The sequence below is a fragment of the Bradyrhizobium sp. 190 genome (genome assembly GCF_023073415.1).
Lineage (GTDB): Bacteria > Pseudomonadota > Alphaproteobacteria > Rhizobiales > Xanthobacteraceae > Bradyrhizobium.
Genome location: NZ_JADPJL010000047.1, coordinates 209,360 through 229,364 on the forward strand (window position 1 = coordinate 209,360; position 20,005 = coordinate 229,364).

At 64.5% G+C, this 20,005-nt stretch carries 17 protein-coding genes; 9 read left to right on the forward strand and 8 right to left on the reverse strand.

Annotated elements, in window-relative coordinates:
* The first annotated feature begins 51 nt into the window (after nt 1–51).
* The 4 genes from IVB22_RS25380 to IVB22_RS25395 all read left to right on the forward strand — a co-directional run bounded on the left by IVB22_RS25380 (nt 52) and on the right by IVB22_RS25395 (nt 3,332).
* Complete coding sequence (locus IVB22_RS25380; RefSeq protein ID WP_247519978.1) at nt 52–540, forward strand: NUDIX domain-containing protein; 489 nt, start codon at nt 52–54, stop codon at nt 538–540.
* An 86-nt stretch (nt 541–626) separates the two neighbouring features.
* Nucleotides 627–1,769, forward strand: coding sequence for a hypothetical protein (locus tag IVB22_RS25385; RefSeq protein WP_247519979.1), 1,143 nt, complete (start codon nt 627–629; stop codon nt 1,767–1,769).
* Between the two features lie 46 nt (nt 1,770–1,815).
* The gene (locus IVB22_RS25390; protein WP_247519980.1) at nt 1,816–2,751 is read left to right on the forward strand and encodes a glycosyltransferase family 2 protein; all 936 of its coding nucleotides are present in this window, start codon (nt 1,816–1,818) and stop codon (nt 2,749–2,751) included.
* A gap of 68 nt (nt 2,752–2,819) precedes the next feature.
* Nucleotides 2,820–3,332, forward strand: coding sequence for a GNAT family N-acetyltransferase (locus IVB22_RS25395; protein WP_247519981.1), 513 nt, complete (start codon nt 2,820–2,822; stop codon nt 3,330–3,332).
* Between the two features lie 151 nt (nt 3,333–3,483).
* Here the strand turns inward: IVB22_RS25395 and IVB22_RS25400 are convergent, their stop codons facing one another.
* The 7 genes from IVB22_RS25400 to IVB22_RS25430 all read right to left on the reverse strand — a co-directional run bounded on the left by IVB22_RS25400 (nt 3,484) and on the right by IVB22_RS25430 (nt 15,411).
* A complete protein-coding gene (locus IVB22_RS25400; RefSeq protein ID WP_247519982.1) occupies nt 3,484–5,277 on the reverse strand; it encodes a cation:proton antiporter in 1,794 nt (597 codons plus the stop codon).
* A 115-nt stretch (nt 5,278–5,392) separates the two neighbouring features.
* Nucleotides 5,393–7,783 carry a TonB-dependent receptor gene (locus IVB22_RS25405; protein ID WP_247519983.1) on the reverse strand — a complete coding sequence of 797 codons (2,391 nt, stop codon included), beginning with the start codon at nt 7,781–7,783 and terminating at the stop codon, nt 5,393–5,395.
* Between the two features lie 111 nt (nt 7,784–7,894).
* Nucleotides 7,895–8,305, reverse strand: coding sequence for a DUF2946 domain-containing protein (locus IVB22_RS25410; RefSeq protein WP_247519984.1), 411 nt, complete (start codon nt 8,303–8,305; stop codon nt 7,895–7,897).
* Between the two features lie 283 nt (nt 8,306–8,588).
* Entirely contained in the window at nt 8,589–10,652 is a 2,064-nt protein-coding gene (locus IVB22_RS25415) for a hypothetical protein (protein ID WP_247519985.1), read from the reverse strand.
* A gap of 3 nt (nt 10,653–10,655) precedes the next feature.
* Nucleotides 10,656–13,466: a DUF4159 domain-containing protein gene (locus IVB22_RS25420; protein WP_247520126.1), complete on the reverse strand. Its 2,811-nt coding sequence runs from the start codon at nt 13,464–13,466 to the stop codon at nt 10,656–10,658.
* Entirely contained in the window at nt 13,466–14,410 is a 945-nt protein-coding gene (locus IVB22_RS25425; protein WP_247519986.1) for a DUF58 domain-containing protein, read from the reverse strand. The genes IVB22_RS25420 and IVB22_RS25425 overlap by 1 nt, the downstream gene beginning before the upstream one ends.
* Nucleotides 14,410–15,411 (reverse strand): MoxR family ATPase, encoded by a 1,002-nt coding sequence (locus IVB22_RS25430; protein WP_247519987.1) that lies wholly within the window; start codon nt 15,409–15,411, stop codon nt 14,410–14,412. Before IVB22_RS25430 ends, IVB22_RS25425 begins: the two co-directional genes overlap by 1 nt.
* A gap of 260 nt (nt 15,412–15,671) precedes the next feature.
* Here IVB22_RS25430 and IVB22_RS25435 point away from each other — a divergent pair, with 260 nt between their 5' ends.
* From IVB22_RS25435 to IVB22_RS25455, 5 genes are read left to right on the forward strand one after another with little or no spacing between them, the layout of a single operon-like run.
* Nucleotides 15,672–16,283, forward strand: a complete 612-nt coding sequence (locus IVB22_RS25435) for a DUF1285 domain-containing protein (protein ID WP_247519988.1) — start codon at nt 15,672–15,674, stop codon at nt 16,281–16,283.
* Between the two features lie 20 nt (nt 16,284–16,303).
* Nucleotides 16,304–16,954, forward strand: coding sequence for a CoA pyrophosphatase (locus IVB22_RS25440; protein WP_374207669.1), 651 nt, complete (start codon nt 16,304–16,306; stop codon nt 16,952–16,954).
* Nucleotides 16,951–17,214, forward strand: a complete 264-nt coding sequence (locus IVB22_RS25445) for a DUF6111 family protein (protein ID WP_247519990.1) — start codon at nt 16,951–16,953, stop codon at nt 17,212–17,214. Before IVB22_RS25440 ends, IVB22_RS25445 begins: the two co-directional genes overlap by 4 nt.
* A complete protein-coding gene (locus tag IVB22_RS25450; protein WP_247519991.1) occupies nt 17,211–18,470 on the forward strand; it encodes a CCA tRNA nucleotidyltransferase in 1,260 nt (419 codons plus the stop codon). The genes IVB22_RS25445 and IVB22_RS25450 overlap by 4 nt, the downstream gene beginning before the upstream one ends.
* Nucleotides 18,467–19,228 carry a TSUP family transporter gene (locus tag IVB22_RS25455; RefSeq protein ID WP_247519992.1) on the forward strand — a complete coding sequence of 254 codons (762 nt, stop codon included), beginning with the start codon at nt 18,467–18,469 and terminating at the stop codon, nt 19,226–19,228. Before IVB22_RS25450 ends, IVB22_RS25455 begins: the two co-directional genes overlap by 4 nt.
* A 6-nt stretch (nt 19,229–19,234) precedes the next feature.
* Here IVB22_RS25455 and IVB22_RS25460 read toward each other — a convergent pair whose 3' ends face one another.
* On the reverse strand, nt 19,235–19,963 hold the full coding sequence (locus tag IVB22_RS25460; protein ID WP_247519993.1) for an HAD family hydrolase: 729 nt from the start codon (nt 19,961–19,963) through the stop codon (nt 19,235–19,237).
* Nucleotides 19,964–20,005: the final 42 nt, after the last annotated feature.

Here is a 20,005-nt window from a genome sequence, read left to right on the forward strand (position 1 = left end):
CATGTCGGCGATATAAGGATCAAACGTGATAGCTGTCCATCCGAGGTTTGCGTGACGGCGCTGCAGCACTTGCGAAAACGCTTCGGACCGCAATTGCGGCGGGTCTTCCACCTCTATTGGCGGATGGCCCGCGGCATGACGCTCGGGGTTCGTGGTGTGGTGCTCGACGGCGACGACAAGGTGTTCCTGGTCAGGCACAGCTATGTCGCCGGCTGGCACCTGCCGGGCGGCGGGGTCGAGGTCGGCGAGACCTTCCTCGAAGCCTTGCGGCGGGAGTTGATGGAAGAGGGGCGGATCGAACTGACCGGGGAGCCGATCCTGCATGGCCTGTTCTTCAACGGCCACGTCTCCCGTCGCGACCACGTCGCGGTCTATGTCATCAGGCAGTTCCGGCAGGACCGCCTGCCGAAGCCCAACCTCGAGATCGTCGAGTGCGGGTTCTACGCGGCCGAGGCGTTGCCGGCCGACACGACCAGAGGTACGCGGCTGCGGATCGCGGAAGTGCTCGGCGGCGCGGTACTGATCCCTACCTGGCGCTGAGCCTGTGATGGTCCTCCGTTGCGTCCCGGCCCCGCACCGCCTAGAAGCGGAGAGGTTGGGGCAGTTGTCGGTTTGACATGGGCAGGATGAGATTCTTCAAAATTTTTTGCGGCGTCGGTTTCCTCGTGGTGCTGGCCAGCAACATCTGGACCATTTCGAGCTGGAGCGAAAGCCGCGGGGTCTATGACGACGTTTGCTATCTGCGGCAGGCACATCTGTTCGAGAGGTTCGGCCTGCACGGCATCGACACCAACATCACCTTCGACGACGATCATTATCTCAAGAACAGTCTGAAGGCGATCGGCTTTGCGGAATGGAACGACGTGAAGCGTATGCCCTGTCACACCTTCATTCCGGCTACCGACAAACACGTCTTGCAGTATCCGCCGGGGACGGGATTCACGCTGGCGCTGTTTCCCAGCGGACTGCAGGTGATCCCGCTCTACGTCCTGACGTCGGTCGTCGCTGTCGGTTTTGCATTCATCGCGCTCGCCCGCGCTTCGACATTCTACCTGCTGACGTTGGTGGCCGCGTTCGGCGATGCCGCGATTTATCTGATGATCAATCCGACCAAAGCCAGCTATTCGATGGCGCCAACCATGATAGTTTGCGCGCTTGTGGGTTTTCTGACGGCGAAGCTGTTCAACTGCCAGTCGTGGCGTCGGTTCGTGTTGTGGGCACTGGTGGGCCTCTTAATCGGCTTATCCGTCAATTTCCGTCTGCCCAATTTGTTTCTGGCGGCGGGCTATTGCCTGTATCTTGCCGGCGCGTTCCTGCTGGCGCGCAGCAGGGAGACTTTCCTGCAGGGGGCATCGTTCGGCATTGCCTTCCTGATCGGGCTTGCGCCGACCTTGATCGCGAATGCGATCAACGCGGGTAGTCCGCTCTCGACCACCTATGGCAGCGTCGACGTCACCCCGCCCGAGTTGAATCCGGCCGTGCTCTTGAGCTATCTCGTTGACGTTCAATTCACTTTACTGGCGATATCGGCCGCCTGGACCGCCTGGCTCTGGCGTCTGGATCGGGGCCGCGCCCGACAGGTCGCCCTTCTGGTCGCCGTAAACCTCGCGGTAAATCTGATTTTCTTCATGACCCATCCGATATTCACGCCATACTATATCATTCCGATCGACATGCTCTCGCTCTGGACTTTGCTGTTCGCAACGCTCGATCTGCGCGGCGAACGGGTCGCCGAAGGTGCGGCCTTCCCTCAACCGGCCAACGCCTGATTGCGGTATGACGCGCCATGGACGAACTTAATTCGGTGAGCGTGCGATGACGGTACCAGCGCTGCGGGTTGCGGTTCTGGTGCCGTGCTTCAATGAGGAAGCCGCAGTCGCCGCCGTGGTCTCCGATTTCCGCAAGGCGCTGCCGACGGCTGAGATTTTCGTCTACGACAATAATTCCAGGGACCGCACTGTCGAGGTGGCGCGCGCGGCCGGCGCCATCGTGCGCAGCGAGCGCCGCCAGGGCAAGGGGCATGTGGTGCGCCGCATGTTCGCCGACATCGATGCCGACATATACGTGCTGGTGGATGGCGACGCGACCTATGATGCCCCGAGCGCCCCGCGCATGATCGATGCGCTGGTCAACGATCATCTCGATATGGTGGTGGGCTTTCGCGTCGACCAGTCGGTCGCCGCCTACCGTCCCGGTCACCGCACCGGCAACTGGATGCTGACGAGCTTCCTTTCCGCGGTGTTCGGCCAGGCGTTCAAGGATATCCTTTCCGGCTACCGCGTATTCTCGCGCCGCTTCGTCAAATCCTTTCCGGTGCTGTCAGACGGTTTCGAGATCGAAACCGAGCTCAGCGTGCATGCGCTCGAACTGGCGCTGCCGGTGGTGGAAATCGAGACACCTTATTATGCCCGCCCCGAGGGATCGTTCAGCAAGCTGAACACCTGGCGCGACGGTTTCCGGATTCTCGGTACCATCCTGAAGCTGTACCGGTCGGAAAAGCCGCTGCGGTTCTTCACACTCATCGGCATCTTCCTGATGCTGGCCTCGATCGGTCTCGCGATCCCCGTGGTCATCACCTTTCTCGAGGAAGGCGTCGTGCCGCGGCTGCCCACAGCAGTGCTGTCGATGGGCCTGATGATCGTGGCGGTGCTGTCGGTATCTTCGGGGCTGGTGCTGGATACGGTGACGCGCGGCCGCCGAGAGATGAAGCTTTTGGCCTATCTGTCCCAGCCGGCCATCAAAAGCGATTAAGGCAATACGGGGATTGCCGCCTCCGGCAATGGACCGCGGCGCCGCCAGATGCTATCTCGCGCCCCATCATGAGCGAACTTGACGTCACCATACTGGCCGAAACACCCAAGGACGCGCAGGCGATCGAACGCCTGCACGAGCGCACGTTCGGTCCCGGCCGTTTCGTGCTGAGCGCCTACCGCCTGCGCGAGCATGTCGATCATCTTCTCGAGCTGTCGTTCACGGCGCGGATCGGCACATTGCTGGTCGGCTCTGTACGGCAATTGCCGATCTGTATCGGCGATACGCCGGCCCTGATGCTCGGGCCGTTGACGGTCGAGCCGCCGTTCCGAAAGCGCGGCGTCGGCCGCATGCTGCTCGATCGCTCGCTGCAGGACGCCAAGGCCAAGGGCCATCGCCTGGTCATTCTGGTCGGCGACGAACCCTATTACAGCCGCGTCGGCTTCAAGGTGGTGCCGAAGGGACGAGTGATCATGCCGGGTCCCGTCGATTACAGCCGCCTCCTGGTAGCGGAACTGGTCGAGGGGGCCTTTGAAGGCGTCTCCGGAGATATCCGGCCGGACTGGAGCAAGGCGCGGTAGCGTTGCGCATCGGCCGGGACGGTCGAGCCGCTCGGCGTCGTTCGAGCATTATCGGTTCTGATTGAATCAGAACCGAAGCTCTAGATTCTTGTTTTGACGCGTTTTCTTCACGCGAACCGGTATCCACTTCGCTCGAAAACGCTATAGCAAGTCAGTGAGACGGTTTCTTTCTGACGCCGGTCGTCTCGGCCGCAGATCGTGTCCCTCCCGCCGCCTGCTGCAGTTCGTGCCGGAATTCCTCGCGCTTTTCGTGGATGGACGCGACGACCAGCCCCATTGCCACGCCGAGGCCGATCAGGGCTGCTTCTGATAACAACAGGCTTGCTTCGATGGTCTCGGGCACGGCGTCGGTGACGCCGATCTGATAAAGATGCCGCGCATGCTCGGCGTCACGGGCGCGCGACACCACCAGCATGTCCTCCCTGAGCGCGCGGACCTGCGCGACAATTTCGTCGATGCCTTTGGCTTCGCCAATGGTGACGATCACTGCCGCGGCCTCCATGAGGCCGCAACTCTTCAAGAACTCCGGATTTGTCGCGTCCCCATAATAGACGGTGCGACCCTGCCGTCGCTGCTCTGGAACAGCACCGGCGTCATTATCGACGGCGATGTACTGGAATTGGTGCCGATCGAGCATGGAGCAGACGACCTGTCCCACTCGGCCATGTCCTATGACAATCGCATGGTTGGCGCCGCCGCTCGGCGCAACGGCAAGTTCGGGATCGAGCGGCTTGTCTTCGCGTACCATCGGCGCAAGCCGCCGCGCGACGTGAGAAAGTGCGGGAATGAGCACCATGGTCAGGGACGTCAGTGCGACCGTGAAGCTCGACACCTTGGCATCGATCAGACCGAACGTTGTCGCCATGCCGATCGCGACGAAGGCGAACTCGCCGCCCGGGCCGAGCAGGAGGCCCGTTTCGATGGCCGCTCGCCAGGAAAGGCGAAACAGCCGGGCGAGGGCGATGAGGATGACGGATTTCACGGCAACGAGCCCGATGGCGGCCCCAATCAACAAAACGGGATCGCGGGCAAGCTCACGGAAATCGATGTTCATGCCGACCGTAAAAAAGAACAGGCCGAGCAGGATACCCTTGAAAGGATCGATGGCGGTCTCGATCGCCTTGCGGAATTCGGTTTCGGCGAGCAGCAGGCCGGCGACAAAGGCGCCGAGCGCCATCGAGAAGCCCGCCACGGCTGCAGCTACCCCGGCTGCAACGATCACGAACAGCGTAGTCGCTACGAACACATCGCTCATACCGGCTGATGCGACCAGACGGAAGAGGGGGCGCATTACGACGCGACCCACGATGACGATCACGCCGAGCACGAGCGCGGCGTTCGTCAGCGCCAGGACGAGTGTCGCGACGACCGAGCCGGCCTCACCGGTGCCGAAGATCGAGATGAAAAGCAGGAGCGGAGCAACCGCCAGATCCTGCGCCAGCAAGGTTGCGAAGCTGGCCCGTCCCGCACTTGTGGTCAACCGTCCCTGCCTGGAAAGCACTTCGATGACGATGGCGGTTGAGGACAAAGCGAGGCACGCACCAAGGATGAGCGCTACCGGCGGCGTGCTGCCTGCCAGGGCCGCGATGCTGGCGATCACCGCAGTCGAAAGCGCGATTTGCAAGCCGCCGAGCCCGAAGATCAGGCGGCGCATCGACTTCAGACGCTCATACGATAGCTCCATCCCGATCAGGAACAGCAGGAACACGATGCCAAGGTCGGCAATGCCGGAGACGTTTTTGGCGTCGACGACGGTCAACCAATAGAGAAACGGAAAGCTTCCGATGAACGATCCCAGTCCGAGGGGACCCAGGATCGCGCCGGCTCCGAGGTAACCCAGAACGGGACTGAGGCCGAACCGCCGTACCAGGGGAATGACCACGCCGGCGGTGCCGAGCAAAACGAGAGCGTCGCTATAGACGTGGATATTGATCGGCGCCGGCATCGATCCTTGTTCATCCGCTGTGCGAGATACATGTGACGGAAGATCGACCGTGGCAGCCGCCGTCATGCAGACGTTAGCCGGTACGACCGGCTAACGCCACCCATCAGCACCCGCCCTAGAACTTCAGATTGGCAAACGCGCGCACGCCAATGCCCGGCATCAGAACCTGGTCCTTGGTGTAGGACACCGAGTTACGGATGTTCTCGTTCAACAGGTTGTTGCCGACGAGCCCGACCGTCATTTCCCGCGCGCCGAACCAGGACGGATCGAGCTTCGTCCTGTAGCTGACCTCCGCCTTCAACAGATTATAGCCCGCGGTCGGTGTCTCGCCGATCGGGGCGATATCGTTCTGCGCGAAGGCGTGCAGCAGGTTGACCCGTGTCAGCCAGTTGGCATCGCGCCAGAACAGGCCGCCACCGACACGCACCGGTGGGATGCGCGGAACGTTGGTGCCGTCGCTGAAGGTCGCGCGCACGACGTCGAACTGGTTCTCGATGCCCCAGATGCCGCCGTTGAGCGGGCCGATGTCCAACTGGCTCTGGAACTCGCCACCGCGGAAGGTCGCGTCGCGTTGCGAATAGATCGCCTGGTTCAGTTCGAGCGGAGCAGCGGGATCGGCAGGGCCGACACAGGCGACATCCTCGCAGGTGTTGCCGGTGAGACGACGGAAAATGAAGCCGTTGAATTTGGTGTAGTAGGCGGTTGCTTCGAACCTGAAAGGCCCGGTCGCCTTCCGCAATCCGATCTCGATCGATTTGGCGGTTTCGATGCCGAGATTGGGATTACCGATATCGAACGTGGCGGTCGCATCGTGCCCGCCGCGCGAAAACAATTCCGCCGGCTTGGGTGCGCGCTCGGCGTATTGAGCGGTGATGCTGGCAACCAGTTGGCCCGGAAGATCCTGGATCAAGCCGATGCTTGCGCTCTTCGGCGTGAAGCTCAGATTACGCGCCGTCGGTGGACCGATATCGCCGGGATTGGCGTTGAGGTCGAACAGCTCCGGAATGAATGCCGGCGTGGTTCCACTGAGACTGACGTGCTCGATACGGCCGGCAATCTGCGCCTTGGTTGAGTCAGTGAACTTGAACTCGTTGAAGACGTAGCCGGCGACCCTGTTGTTCTTGTTAGGATCAAACAACCCGTTGAGCGGGCTGGTTGGATCGTCCGGACTCGGCGCCGTCAGTTCCTGATGCCCGGCCTGAAGGCCGAACGCCGTCGTGACGGCCGCAAAGCGCGCGTTGAACGGCGTCATCTGCACCTCGACGCGTCCTTCCTGCTCCTTGTTGGTAAAGGTCTGCCGCACGCCGAGGGACGAGAGATCGGCGGGGTCCGCGAGCCCGATCTCGTTGTGCTTGTAATCGGTGGCGCCGGCCCAGAAACGTACCGCGTCGATCGCCGCCGCGTCCGGCCTGTATTCTCCCTTGGCCGTGAATTTGGTTTGGCGCGCGTCGATGCGGGTCTGGTGATCGGCGCCGTCGATGCCGGGAATGCGATAAAGCGTGTCGTTCTGCGTGATCGCCGCGCCGATGAAGCCGCCCTGGAAGATGTAAGAGCCGCCGATCGACGCGCCATCCGCCTGCATCGCCGAATTCGGCTGCCGGCCGTTGACCGGGCGGGTCTGGTCGAACAAATACGGATAGCCCGGAATGCTGTAATCGCTGGCCTTGCGGCCATAGGCGTCGGCATGAACAGCGAAATTGCCACCGCCGGCATCGAGCAGAATGCCGCCATCGACACCGCGGTCGACGGAACTGACGGCCGTTCGGGTTTCGACCGTAACGCAGGAAGGTGATCCCACATTTGCGAGTGGCGCCTTCGCCGGCAGTCCGTAGGTCTGGAACGGTGCGGCCGCGCATGTTGGCAAGGCGTCCGGGATGCGGTTGTTGGTTGCGCTGACGACGCCGCCGATCGATGTCGATCCGTACCGCATCGCCGCCGGTCCGCGGATGACTTCGACCTGGTTTGTCGCCAGTGGATCGACCGGAACGAAATGGTCTTCGCCAAGATCGGAAGCGCCGCCGGCGTTGGTGCCATTTTCGACGATGCCGACGCGATTGACGTCGAGGCCGCGGATGACCGGCCGGCTCGAAGCGCCGGGGGCGAAGCTGGAGCCGGTGATGCCGGGCTTCGAGAACAGGAGATCCCCAAGCTGGGCGGTGCCTTGGCGGCGGATTTCCTCGTTGGGCACGACGGTGACGGTGGCGAACTGGTCGGTGACGACGGGCAGTACGCCCTGTTGGGGCGTGGCTGCGACCGGTGTGGCCTGCGGCTCTGCCGCTGGTTGCCGGTTCTGGCCGGGCACGGCACGGGCGACGCGCGCTGGCGTTCGCGACGGCACGGGTTTGCGCCGCACGATGGGGCTCGGTGCCGTCACGGTGATTTCAGGCAGTGGTGTCGATGCCGATGGCGCTGCCGCGTTCTGCGCCAGCGCGCTGTCCGCCATCGCGCACAGCAATAGCCCGCTTGCTCCACCGAAATGGAACGCTCGTTTCTTCCTAGATGTCATTGTCCCGATCCTGATCCCGTCGAAGTGCGACGGATCGATTCCGATTTTCCCTCGGTGGATCAGCCGCGTGGCGCGGCGATCCCCCTCGGAAAGTGCATCAATCAATCGAGGTCAGGAGACGGGAGGTGCGCGGGAGCGGAATGGAGGATGGAGCGCACTGAGATGCGCGAATTCGGCGTCCGTGGCCAGGTACAGAAGCTCGATCGCCTGCGGCAGCTCCAGCAGGGGCGATGTGGTGAACAGGAAATTGTTGGCAAGGGAGATGACGGAGCAGATTACGCAGGCGTGGGCCGTGTGCTGGTCGTTATCGTGATCAGAAGGCTGTTGCTGCTGGGCCGTTTCGCCGGCTGCAACAAGCGCCGCCTGTTCCGTGGCGTAGGTCAGACCGGCATCCGAGAGGCCGATCTGGACGTTCTGCGCGGCGGCCTCATGGAAATGCCCGAACGACAGCGCAAACTGGATCGCGAGCGCAAACAGCGCCAGCCGCGAGCCGTGCTTGAGGTGTTTCCGGAACCAGTTCACGACGAATTGCGCCTTCCCCGAACGGCCAAGGTGCCTGTAAAGCCGTCTTGGCCGCCCAATGTTATATTATAACATCGGAAGGGAAGGGGGATGTCAACCGTAGCTCAGGCGAGCCGCCGAAATCCGCGGAGGGTTGTGTGCTCGGCGCAACGGCCGAGTGATCGTAGCCCGGATGAAGCGGAGCGTAATCCGGGATAAGTCCATCGATCCGGGAAAGAGCCTCGGATTGCGCTTCGCTTCATCCGGGCTACGAGGCTTCGTCAAGCCGACAACGCGCCATGCCTCAGCGCCCCTCGCGCACCCAGGTCGCCGCGAACGCGCCGAGCAGCAACAACAGCCCGACCAGCCCCGCGAACATCGGCAGCACGCCGACGCCCTTGACGACGCTGGCATCGCGCATCTTCACTCCCATCCAGCCGTCGCCGTGGAAGATGCCGGAGGCGCGCACCGGCACCACGCGGGGGAGATCGATGCTGCCGCCATCGGCCACGCGGCGGGCGTCGCCGCCGGTCGCCTGCGCCAGCGGCTTCAGCATCTCGGTGGTCGAGGTGACTTCCGAAAATTCCTTCGGGTTGGTCGGCCCGACATTGATCAGGGCTTTCAGCGCGCCGTCGGTTGCCTGCCACAGCCCGAGTTCGTTAGCGGGAAGGGTGGAGCGCCAGGTGCCGGGGTCGCTTGCCGTCAGTGTGAGTTCTTTCGTGGCGCCACTCGGTGACGTCACGGTCACCGGCGGCACGTTGTCGGCCATGGTCTGACGCAGCACCACGAGATCCTTGCCCTGGATCTGCAGGCGCAGTGCCTCTTCGTCGAGCTCAGGCTGCTTCATCAGCCAGTGCGACGTCCGCCGCAGCAGATCCAGGTGCGGTCCGCCGCCTTCAAAGCCGCGTGCCCAGAGCCAGATGTGATCCGACAGCAGCAGCGCGACCCGGCCTTCGCCGAAGCGCGACAGCAGCAGCAGCGGCTTGCCGTCGGCGCCGGTCATCACGGGCGCGCCGATCGCGTTGCGCGTTTCCACCGTGCGGAAGAAGCGGCTCCAGCGCGGTGGCTCGCTCGCAGAGCCTTCAAGGCCGCGCGTCACCGGATGGCGCTTACCGGCATCGCTCAATTGCGCATAGAACGGTTTTTCAGTGACGCCGACCGGTTCTGCCGGCAACACCGTATCCAAGGGCGTGCGCCAGATGCTTGTGGTGGAGGCGTAGTCGGGACCGGCCGACACCAGCACCGCGCCGCCGCCGCGGACATAGCGCGCGATGTTGTCGAAATAGGCGATCGGCAGCACGCCCTGGCGGGCGTAACGGTCAAAGATGATCAGCTGGAATTCGTTGATCTTCTGCTGGAACAATTCCCGCGTCGGAAACGCGATCAGCGACAATTCGTTGATCGGCGTACCGTCCTGCTTCTCCGGCGGGCGCAAAATCGTGAAATGCACAAGGTCGATGCTGGCGTCGGACTTCAGCAGATTGCGCCAGGTGCGTTCGCCGGAATGCGGCTCGCCGGATACCAGCAGCACGCGGAGCTTGTCGCGCACGCCTTCGATCGCGACCACGGCGCGGTTGTTCACCAGCGTCAGTTCGTTCTCGAGCGGCGAGGCTTCGATCTCGACGATGTTCGAGCCGGCATGCTTGATGTCGACCTCGACATTGACGGTCTGTCCGCTCGACAGCGTGCGCTCGTTGATCACCTCGCCGTCGCGGCGTACCACGATCCTGGCGCGCTGGCCGGTGACGCCCTGGTCGTCGAGCCGGTAGGTGATGGTCTGGGGCTGTCCGACGATGCCGAAACGCGGCGCGGCCGAAATCGCGATACGGCGGTCGCGCTCGTCCTTGCGGCCTGTGACGAGCGCGTGCACCGGCGCCTGGAAGCCGAGGGCGGCGGCATTGGCGGGAATGTCATGCACCCGGCCATCCGTGATCAGGAACGCGCCGGCGACGCGGTCGACGGGAACGTCCGACATTGCCGAGGACAGCGCGCCGAACAGTTTGGTGCCGTCGGTCTCGCCGTCGGCCTGTCCGGCCTCGACGACGCGGACTTCCAGCCCCTTGATCTTCTTCAGCGTATCGACCAGCGCCTCCTGCGCCTTGGCCGTCTCCTGGTTGCGGGTGCCGAAATTCTGGCTCGGGCTCTTGTCGATCACGACGGCGGCGACCGAGGACAACGGCTCGCGGTCTTCGCGCGTGAAGGAGGGATTGGCGAGCGCCAGCAGGATCAGCGCCAGCGCCGCGACGCGCACGGCGGCGCCGCGCGACCGCCCGAGCAGCAGCAGCACCGAGATCGCGACGATCGCGGCGAGCGCGATCCACAGCACGAGTGTCGGAACGAGGGGAGTGAACGCGATGCCGTACTGCATGCTCTATTGTCCCAACCGCTCGATCAGGGCCGGCGCGTGCACCTGATCGGCCTTGTAGTTGCCGGTCAGGGTGTACATCACGATGTTGACGCCGGAGCGGAACGCGAATTCGCGCTGGCGCGGTTCGCCCGGGGTCAGCGGCAGCATCGCCTGCCCGTCCGGACGGTGCGCCCAGGCGCCGGCGAGATCATTTGAGGTGATGATGATGGGCGAGACGCCGTCGCCGCCGCGTGCCGGGCGCGAGGCTGCGTCGTCGTCATCCTCGCGCGGCAGGGTCTCGACCCAGGTCTGGCCCGTGTTGAAGCGGCCGGGGAAGTCGCGCAGCAGGTAAAACGTCTTGGTCAGCACGTGCTCGCGCGGCACCGGTTCCAGTTCCGGCACGTCGAGAGAGGAAAGAATTTCACGCAAGGTGCGCATGCCCGGCGTCTGCGCCGCGCCGTTCTCGCCCGGCGGCGCCTCGATGGCGTCGCGGGTATCGAACAGCACCGTGCCGCCCTGTTTCATGTAGGCGTCGATGCGGTTGATGGCATCCTGCGGCGGTTTCGGCGCGCCCGGCACCACCGGCCAGTAGATCAGCGGAAAGAATGCCAGTTCATCGCGCGCGGGATCGACGCCGACGGGATCGCCGGCCTCCAGTGCGGTGCGTTGCGCCAGGAACAGCGTCAGCCCGGCCATGCCGGCCTTGACGATGGAATCGACGTCGGCGTTTCCCGTGACGACATAGGCAAGGCGCGTCTGCGATACCGATTTGATGGCGAATTCATCGTTGCCCTGGGCGCGCGTCTGCGAAGGCGCGATCGGAGCCGCGGACAAGATTACGGCCAACAGAACGCTGGCGGTCGCCGTGCGCCGCCGCCACAACGCGGCAAGGCCCGCGCCCAGCATCGCGACCACGATCGCGTCGATCAGGAACAGCGCCAGCGACGACGACAGCAGGATGCCGCGCAGATCGCGCGGTTCGGCGTTGGTGTAACTGGCGCGTTGCGCGCGCAAGGAGGACGTATCGAGCGGCGCGATGCGATCGGCCGAGGCCAGCGTGTTGACCGCGATCGGGCCATCGGCCGGGCCGTAGAAGCCTGGCGGATGATCCGGCGTGGCGCGGTCGCGATAATCCGCCGGCATCGGCTTGGCGGCCGAGGGCGGCGGTCCGAAGGCGCCGAAACCGTCGAGGATGCGCAGCGGCGCCACGGTCTCGACATTGGTCGCCTCGCTTGCAACGCCCGCGCCGGGCTTCGACGTGTAGCCGGACATGTCGACCATCCGCCGCAGCATCTCGACGAAGCTGCCGGACATCGGCAGGTCCGACCAGCGCGAGTCGGCGCCGATATGGAACAGGCTGACAATGCCCCTGCCGCGATGCTCACCGGTCACCAGCGGGGTGCCGTCTTCCAGCGACGCCCAGGTCTTGGTTGCGAGCACCGCATCCGGCTCGGCCAGCACCTGCCGGTTCACGGTGACGTCCTTGGGCACGGCGAGGCCCGCGAACGGACCGTCGGCGGCGAAGGAAGCCAGATGCTGCGGCTTTTCCCAGGTCAGGCTGCCGCCGAGGATGCGGCCGCCGCGACGCAGTTTCACCGGCACCAAATCGTCATCGGCCTGCGCCAGACGGGGGCCAGCGAAACGTACCAGCACGCCGCCCTGATCGATCCATGCGTTCAGCCGCTCGCGGATTTCCGGCGACAGCGTGCCGACATCGGCGAGCACGATCATCGGCAACCGCTGATCGAGGAATTGCGCGATCACCTGTTGCGCCGCGCCGCGATCGCCGAGCCGCACGTCGGCGAATGGCGACAAGGCGCGGGTCAGATAGAAGGTCGATGCCAATAGCGGCTGGGCGGTATCGCTGGTCGCGCCGGTGACAACCCCGACGGCGCGCCGCCGCCATCGCTTGTCGAGCAGTTGCACCGCGCCGGCCGATCGTTCGCCCGATATTTCCAGCCGCGAAATGTCGTTGCGCAGTTCGACGGGCAGGTCGAACGCCGCTTCGCTCTCGCGATCCTGCATGCCAAAAGCGTAGCGTGCCTCGCCGATCGGCGAACCCTTGGCGTCGATCGCGCGAACCTCGCCGGCGGCGACGCCGCCGGTGGTGCGCAGCACCTTGACCGTCATCTTCGCCGCGGCGTTTTCAGCGGCGACCAGCGCCTGCGCGGGAGCCGCGCCGCCCTCGAACACCGTCAGCTTGCGGTCGCCGATGGTCTTGCCGAGATTTTCGACAAACTCAGTACCGCGCCCGGTATCGACGCCGTCGGACAGCCATGCGATCTCGGCATCTCCGGTGCTCTTCAGGAAGCGGTCGAGCGAGCCAAGCGTGTCGACGCGATCGACCGAATAGGGCTTTGGCGCAATCTGACGCAGCGCGACCCGCGCCGTGCCGGCCGGCATCAGCGTGATGTCGCGCGCGGTCTCGGAGAGCGGAACGAGCGCAACGCCGCGGCGGTCGTTGTCCGCGTTGGCGATCAGTTCGTCCGCGGCCTTGACCCGCGTGTCCCAGCTTGCAGCCGCGCTCCAGCCGTCGTCGAGCAGGATCACCAATGGCGCGTTGCTGCCGCCGACCCCGGTCTGCGGATTCCAGATCGGGCCGGCTGCGGCTAGAATGACCAGAGCGGCGGCGGCGAGACGCAGCAGGGTCAGCCACCACGGCGTCCGCGACGGCGTTTCTTCCTTCGGCTTGATGTCGAACAACAGCCGCGTCGGCGGAAACTCGATCCGCCTCGGTCGCGGCGGCATGACGCGCAGCAGCCACCACAGCACCGGCAGGCTCAACAGGCCCAGCAGCAGCAGCGGTTGCGCAAAGGTGAGGGGGAGCCCCGCGATCATGCGCTACGCCCCGCTTTGACGGTTGAGCCTCGCGCGCTTCCCTTGGCTACCATCATGCCCGAATGCAGGAACAGCAGGAGTTCGGCGGCGGAACGGCTGGTGGTGTGGGTCGAGAACAACCAGTCGAGCTTGTTGGTCTCGCTGCGGATCTCGTCGCGATGCAGTGCGACGCGCGCGACATAGTCGCTGGCCCAGCTCTCGGCGCGGCCGGCGGTGATGACGCCAAAACCTTCCGGCTCGACGAATTCGACCCGGCCGGCGTAGGGAAAAGTTTCTTCGGCGGGATCGACCACCTGGATCAGAGAGCCATGGGCGCCGGAGGCCGAAAGCCCTGCGAGCATCGCCCTGATTTCGCTCATCGGCGACCAGAAGTCGGACAGCACCACAATTTCAGCCAGCGCCGACGGGACAAAGGACGGCGGCAGGCTCGCGCGCACCGCATCGTCGTGCAGCATCGCCTGCGCCATCTTGTCGATCACGTTGCGGCTTGCGGTCGGGCTCATCAGGCCGGGAATGCCGACGCGTTCGCCGCCCGAAACCAGCAGTTCGGCGAGTGCAAATGTAACGATCAGCCCACGCTCCAGCTTGCTGTCGCGCGCACCTTTGGATGCAAACGCCATCGACGGCGAGCGGTCGGGCCACAGCCACACGGTGTGGGCGGCCTCCCATTCCTGCTCGCGGACATAGAGATGATCGTCGCGCGCCGAGCGGCGCCAGTCGACGTTCTGCGACGGCTCGCCGGAGACGAAGCGGCGATACTGCCAGAAGCTCTCGCCGGCGCCGGCGCGGCGCCTGCCATGCAGGCCATGGATGACGTTGGCAGCGATACGGCGGGCTTCGAGCACGAGACGGGGGAGCGAAGCGGCGAGCGTTCGGCTTTCGCCATCGGCACGTCGGATTGCTAGAAGCTCCCTGGTCTCGTGGCTGGTCTCTGCGGCCATCAACCGATCCGCGTCTTCAATTGCCTGATTACGTCGGGAATGGTGCGGCCTTCCGCACGCGCCGAGAACGTCAGCGCCATGCGGTGCTTGAGAATGGGTTCGGCGAGATCGAGCACGTCGTCGATCGAGGGCGCGAGGCGGCCGTCGAGCAATGCACGGGCGCGAACCGCCAGCATCAGCGACTGGCTGGCGCGCGGGCCCGGCCCCCAGGCGATCAGCTTGTCGCCGCCATCTTCGGAACTCGGGCGCGCGGCGCGAACCAGCGACAGAATCGCCTCGACGACGCTGTCGCCGACCGGCAGGCGCCGCACCAGCCGCTGCGCCGCGATCAGGATTTCCGCGTCCATCGAGGCCTTGGCGAGCGTCTCTTCCGCGCCCGTCGTTTCAAACAGGATGCGGCGTTCGGCGTCGCGATCGGGATAATCGACGTCGATCTCCATCAGGAAGCGGTCGAGCTGCGCCTCGGGCAGCGGATAGGTGCCTTCCTGCTCCAGCGGGTTTTGCGTGGCGAGCACATGGAAGGGCTTCGGCAGATCATGCCGCGCGCCTGCAACGGTGATGTGCTGTTCCTGCATGGCTTGCAGCAGCGCCGATTGCGTACGCGGGCTGGCGCGGTTGATTTCGTCGGCCATCAGGAGTTGCGCGAACACCGGTCCCGAGATGAAGCGGAACGACCGCTTGCCGGAATTGCTCTCGTCCAGCACCTCGGCGCCCAGAATATCCGAAGGCATCAGGTCCGGCGTGAACTGGATGCGCTTGGCGTCCAGCCCGAGCGTGATGCCCAGCGTTTCAACGAGCTTGGTCTTGGCGAGGCCGGGAACACCGATCAGCAGCGCGTGGCCGCCGGACAGGATCGTCACCAGGGTGTTTTCGATCACCCGGTCCTGGCCGAAGATGACGGTGGAGATCGCCTCCTTTGCGGCGCGAATCTGGCCGGCGACCTGTTCGGCCGACCGGACGATCGCGTCCTCGAGTTTCTCGACACCGTCTGCACTCGCCATGTCTTTCTCCTTCAACCGTCTAACCGCTTCATGACACTGCTGGTTGCATCGTCATGCCACGAGCCTCATGCTAAACCTGTGCAAAGGCCATGTATTCGTTGAATTAAACTATCCCCACATTATCGGTATTTCGGGGTATGAACGGCATCACGATGTGGCGACTTGATCCGCATTAGTACGGACGCAAATCGTCGGGAACACATATCTCGGTATATGTGCACCAATCGTGCCAGATGAGGCGCCGAGACTCAGGGCAAACAATGGCGAAGCAAGGGCAAACCGGCACTCAGGGCCTCGAAGGACTAACTGTCGCTGCGAGGGAAGCCACCAACGCGACCCCCGCCAGCAAGGGGCTGCCTCCGGTACATCTGTGGAATCCGCCGTTCTGCGGCGATCTCGACATGCGAATCGCCAGCGATGGCACGTGGTTCTACATGGGCACGCCGATCGGGCGGCCGGCGCTGGTGCGGCTGTTTTCGACCATTCTCAAGCGCGAGGACGGCAAGCACTTTCTCGTGACCCCGGTCGAGAAGGTCGGCATCCGCGTCGACGATGCGCCGTTCATGGCGGTGGAGATGCAAAACGAGGCCGGCGATCGCGGCCGGCTGCTGCGCTTTCGCACCAACGTTGACGACTGGGTGCCATGCGATTCCGGCCACCGCCTGCGGTTCGAGATGGCCGCCGACGGCGGGTTGACGCCCTACCTTCACGTCCGCGCCGATCTGTGGGCGAAAGTGACCCGCGCGCTCTATTACGATCTGGTTGACATGGGGGAAGAGCGGGTGGTCGATGGTCAGCCGATGTTCGGCATCGAGTCCGGCGGCGAGTTCTTTACGATGGCGGACGCGAAGCAGGTGAGGGACGCGGTTTGAACGAGCCGATACTGAAAAAGATGGAGGCGGCTCCGATCAGTTCGGCGGAGTTTTTCACGCGGAGCCAGGCGCGGCTGAATTTCGACGTGCCGCCCGGCCTAATCGATCCCGATATCGTTCCGAAAACCGGCGACGCGGGTAACGATCGCATGCTCGAGATCGTGGCGCGCGAGCAGCCGGTGCGCCCGGCGGCGGTGCTGATCCCGGTGGTCGATCACCGAGAGCCGACCGTGTTGCTGACGCAGCGCTCGCCGCATCTCTCCAGCCACGCCGGCCAGATTTCCTTTCCGGGCGGCAAGATCGACGCGACCGATGCCTCGCCGCTCGACGCCGCCCTGCGCGAGGCGGAGGAGGAAGTCGGCCTCAAGCGCGACTTTATCGAGCCGATCGGCTATCTCGACCTCTATGGAACCGCATTCGGGTTTCGCATCCTGCCGACAGTGGCGCGCGTCAAGCCCGGCTTCAAGCTGACGATCAACGAAGGCGAGGTGGTCGACGCCTTCGAGGTGCCGCTGGCGTTCCTGATGAATCCCGAGAACCATCAGATCCATTCCAAGGAATTCCGCGGCATGGAGCGCTCCTATTACGCCATGCCGTTCGCCGAGCGTTACATCTGGGGCGCGACCGCAGGCATCCTGCGCGTACTGTATGAGCGGATTTATCTCGCATGATCCGTCCGATTCTGACCGAGGTCGCGATTTTCCTGATCCCGTTCGTGGCCTATGCGCTGTTCCTGATTGCTACCCGTTCCCAAGTGTTGGTGTTGTCCGCCTGGCCTGCGCATCTTGTCGCCAAACTGGTGCTGGGATCGCTGCTGCTGGTCGTGATCAGTTTCGTCTTTCTCGCGCAATTCTCCGGCGCGCCGCCGGATTCGACCTACGTTCCCGCGCATCTCGAAGACGGCAAGCTGGTTGACGGAGTCGAGAAATGAGCGAGGCCCGCGTGCTGTCGGACGCGCCGTGGCTCAGATCCGGTCCGGCCGCGCGCGTGCTCGCGTTACTCAATGGCGATGGCGAGGAAGCCCGCGTGGTCGGCGGTGCCGTGCGCAATGCGTTGCTGAATATTCCCCTGGGCGACATCGACATCGCGACGACGGCGCTGCCCGACGAGGTCGTCCGCCGCGCCAAGGCAGCCGGCATCAAATGCGTGCCGACCGGCATAGACCACGGCACGGTCACGCTGGTCGTCGAATCGCATCCGTTCGAGGTCACGAGCTTGCGCGAGGATACCGAGACCTTTGGCCGCAAGGCCAGGGTTGCATTCGGGCGCGACTGGGTTCGCGATGCGGAACGGCGCGACTTCACCATCAACGGGCTTTCCGTCGATGCCGACGGCATCGTGCACGACCATGTCGGCGGGCTTGCCGATATCGAAGCCAAACGCGTGCGCTTCATCGGCGATGCCAACCAGCGCATCGCCGAGGATTATTTGCGCATCCTGCGCTTCTTCCGCATGCATGCCGCCTACGGGGCGGGTGAGCCTGACCGTGCCGGATATCTCGCCTGCATCGACGGGCGTGCGGGACTTTCGAGCCTCTCCGCCGAACGCGTGCGCATGGAAATGTTGAAGCTGTTGATCGCGGAAGGCGCCGCGGTTGCGGTGCAGGCGATGGCGGATGCCGGCCTGCTGCTGTCGATCTTCGGCGGCGTCGCCTATACCGGAGCGTTCGCGGCGATGATCGCGGTCGAACACGCGTTAGGGCTGCCGCCGAACGCCGCGCGCCGGCTCGCCGCGCTCACGGTGGCCGTCACCGAGGACGCCAGGCGCATCTCGGCGCGGCTTCGCCTTTCCAACGCGGAAACCAAGGCGCTGGACTCGATGGGCCATCGCTGGTGGCGGCTCGCCAACAAGGACGACGTGCGGGCGCGGCAGCTGCTTTATCGGCTCGGCGAGGATCCCTATCGCGACCGGCTGATGCTGGCGTGGGCGCGGGCAGGCGGCGTCGACAATGGCGCCGCGCGCTGGCACGATCTCGCGACTTTGCCGCAGCGCTGGAGCGCGCCGAAATTTCCGTTGAGGGCGGCCGATTTCATCTCCCGCGGCATTGCCGAAGGCCCCGCGCTCGGTCACGTGCTGACGCTTGCGGAAGACGCCTGGTTGGCCGCGGATTTTCCGCTGGATGCGTCCGCGCTTACCGCGATCGCCGACCAGACCGCCGCCCGTTTCACCCGCGATCACCGGCTGTGAATATTCTGGCCGGCTTCGCCGATATTTCGCTCGGCCAACTCGTGCTGGTTGGCGGCATGGCGCTGCTGGCCTCCATCGTCGGCGGCCTTGCCGGCTATGGCACCGGCGCCTTGATGCCGCTGGTGCTGGTGCCGTTGGTCGGTGCCGAACCCGTGGTGCCGATCATCGCGATATCAGCGATCATCACCAATATCAGTCGCTTCGTGGCCTATTTCCGTTACGCCGACCGGCGCCGCGCCCTGATCGTGATCGGGGCCGCCGCGCTGACCACCGCGCTCGGCGCCTACGGTTACACCCGGCTTAGCAGCGCGGGCGCGGCGCTGGTGATCGGCACCATGCTGATCCTGAGCGTGCCGCTGCGCCGGTTGGCCAAGAAGCGCGAGATCAGGATTGGCGACACCGGCCTCGGTGTGGGCGCGGTGGGCTATGGCGTGGTGGTCGGCGGCACCTCAGGTTCCGGCGTGATCCTGCTGTCGCTGCTGATGGCGTCGGGGCTCGAGGGAGCGGCGGTGATTGCGACCGACGCCATGATTTCGGTGGTGACCAGCCTCATCAAGATTTCGGTATTCGGCCTGGCCGGCGTCGTCACCGCGCAGGTGCTGGCCTTTGCCCTCTTGATCGGCGCCATCGCGATTCCCGGCGCGTTCCTCGCAAAAGCCTTCGTCGAGCGCATGCCGGTGCATATCCACACGGCGATCCTCGACGCAGCCGTGATGGTCGGCGGTGTGGTCATGATCACGGCGGCGCTGCGGCACTGATCTCTATCAGCGCTCGCGGGCCAGCAGTTCCGTCAGCGAGCGGATGATGCGATCGGGCTTCACGGTGGAGTCCGGAGGCAGTCCGTCGCCATGCACGTCGATCCAGATGGCGTAGATGCCGAGCCGCTGCGGCGCCACGACCTCCCATTCCAGATTGTCGCCGATCATCCAGGTGTCGGATGCGGTGACGCCGAGCGTCTGCATGGCGTGCAGATAGGCGCGCTCGTCCGGCTTTCCGAAACCGTGCTCGCCCTCGATCTGGATGTGATCGAAACGGTGCGACAGCGCAAACCGTTCGACCTTGGCGCGCTGGGTGCCGGCGGCACCGTTGGTCACCAGCGCCAGCTTGACGCCGCGCACCTTCAATTCGTCGATGGCGTCATGCGCGCCGGGGAAGACGAACATTTCCTCTTCGCGGTAGGCGGTAAAGCGGTCGGCGAACCTTATCGCCAGCTCTTCAGGCAGGACATGGCCGCCTGCGGCAAGGGCGGTAAATCCGTTCTGGACGGTCATGCGCCGCGCCTCATCCAGCTTCAGCCGCCATTCGGCCCCTGCGACCGCCCAGAATTTGCGCGCGGAATCCAGGACTGCGTTGGCAACCTGCTGCGAGGTGAATGGCCCGAACTCGGCGGCGAATTCCGCGGCGACGTTGTGCCAGGCGATCTCGGGGCGGCCATAGGCCGACAGGATGGTGTCGTCCATGTCGATCAGCATGGCAAGGGGCAGGTGGGTCATCGTTTCACGGCCATTTCGCTTCCAGCGCTGTCGACCGCGGAC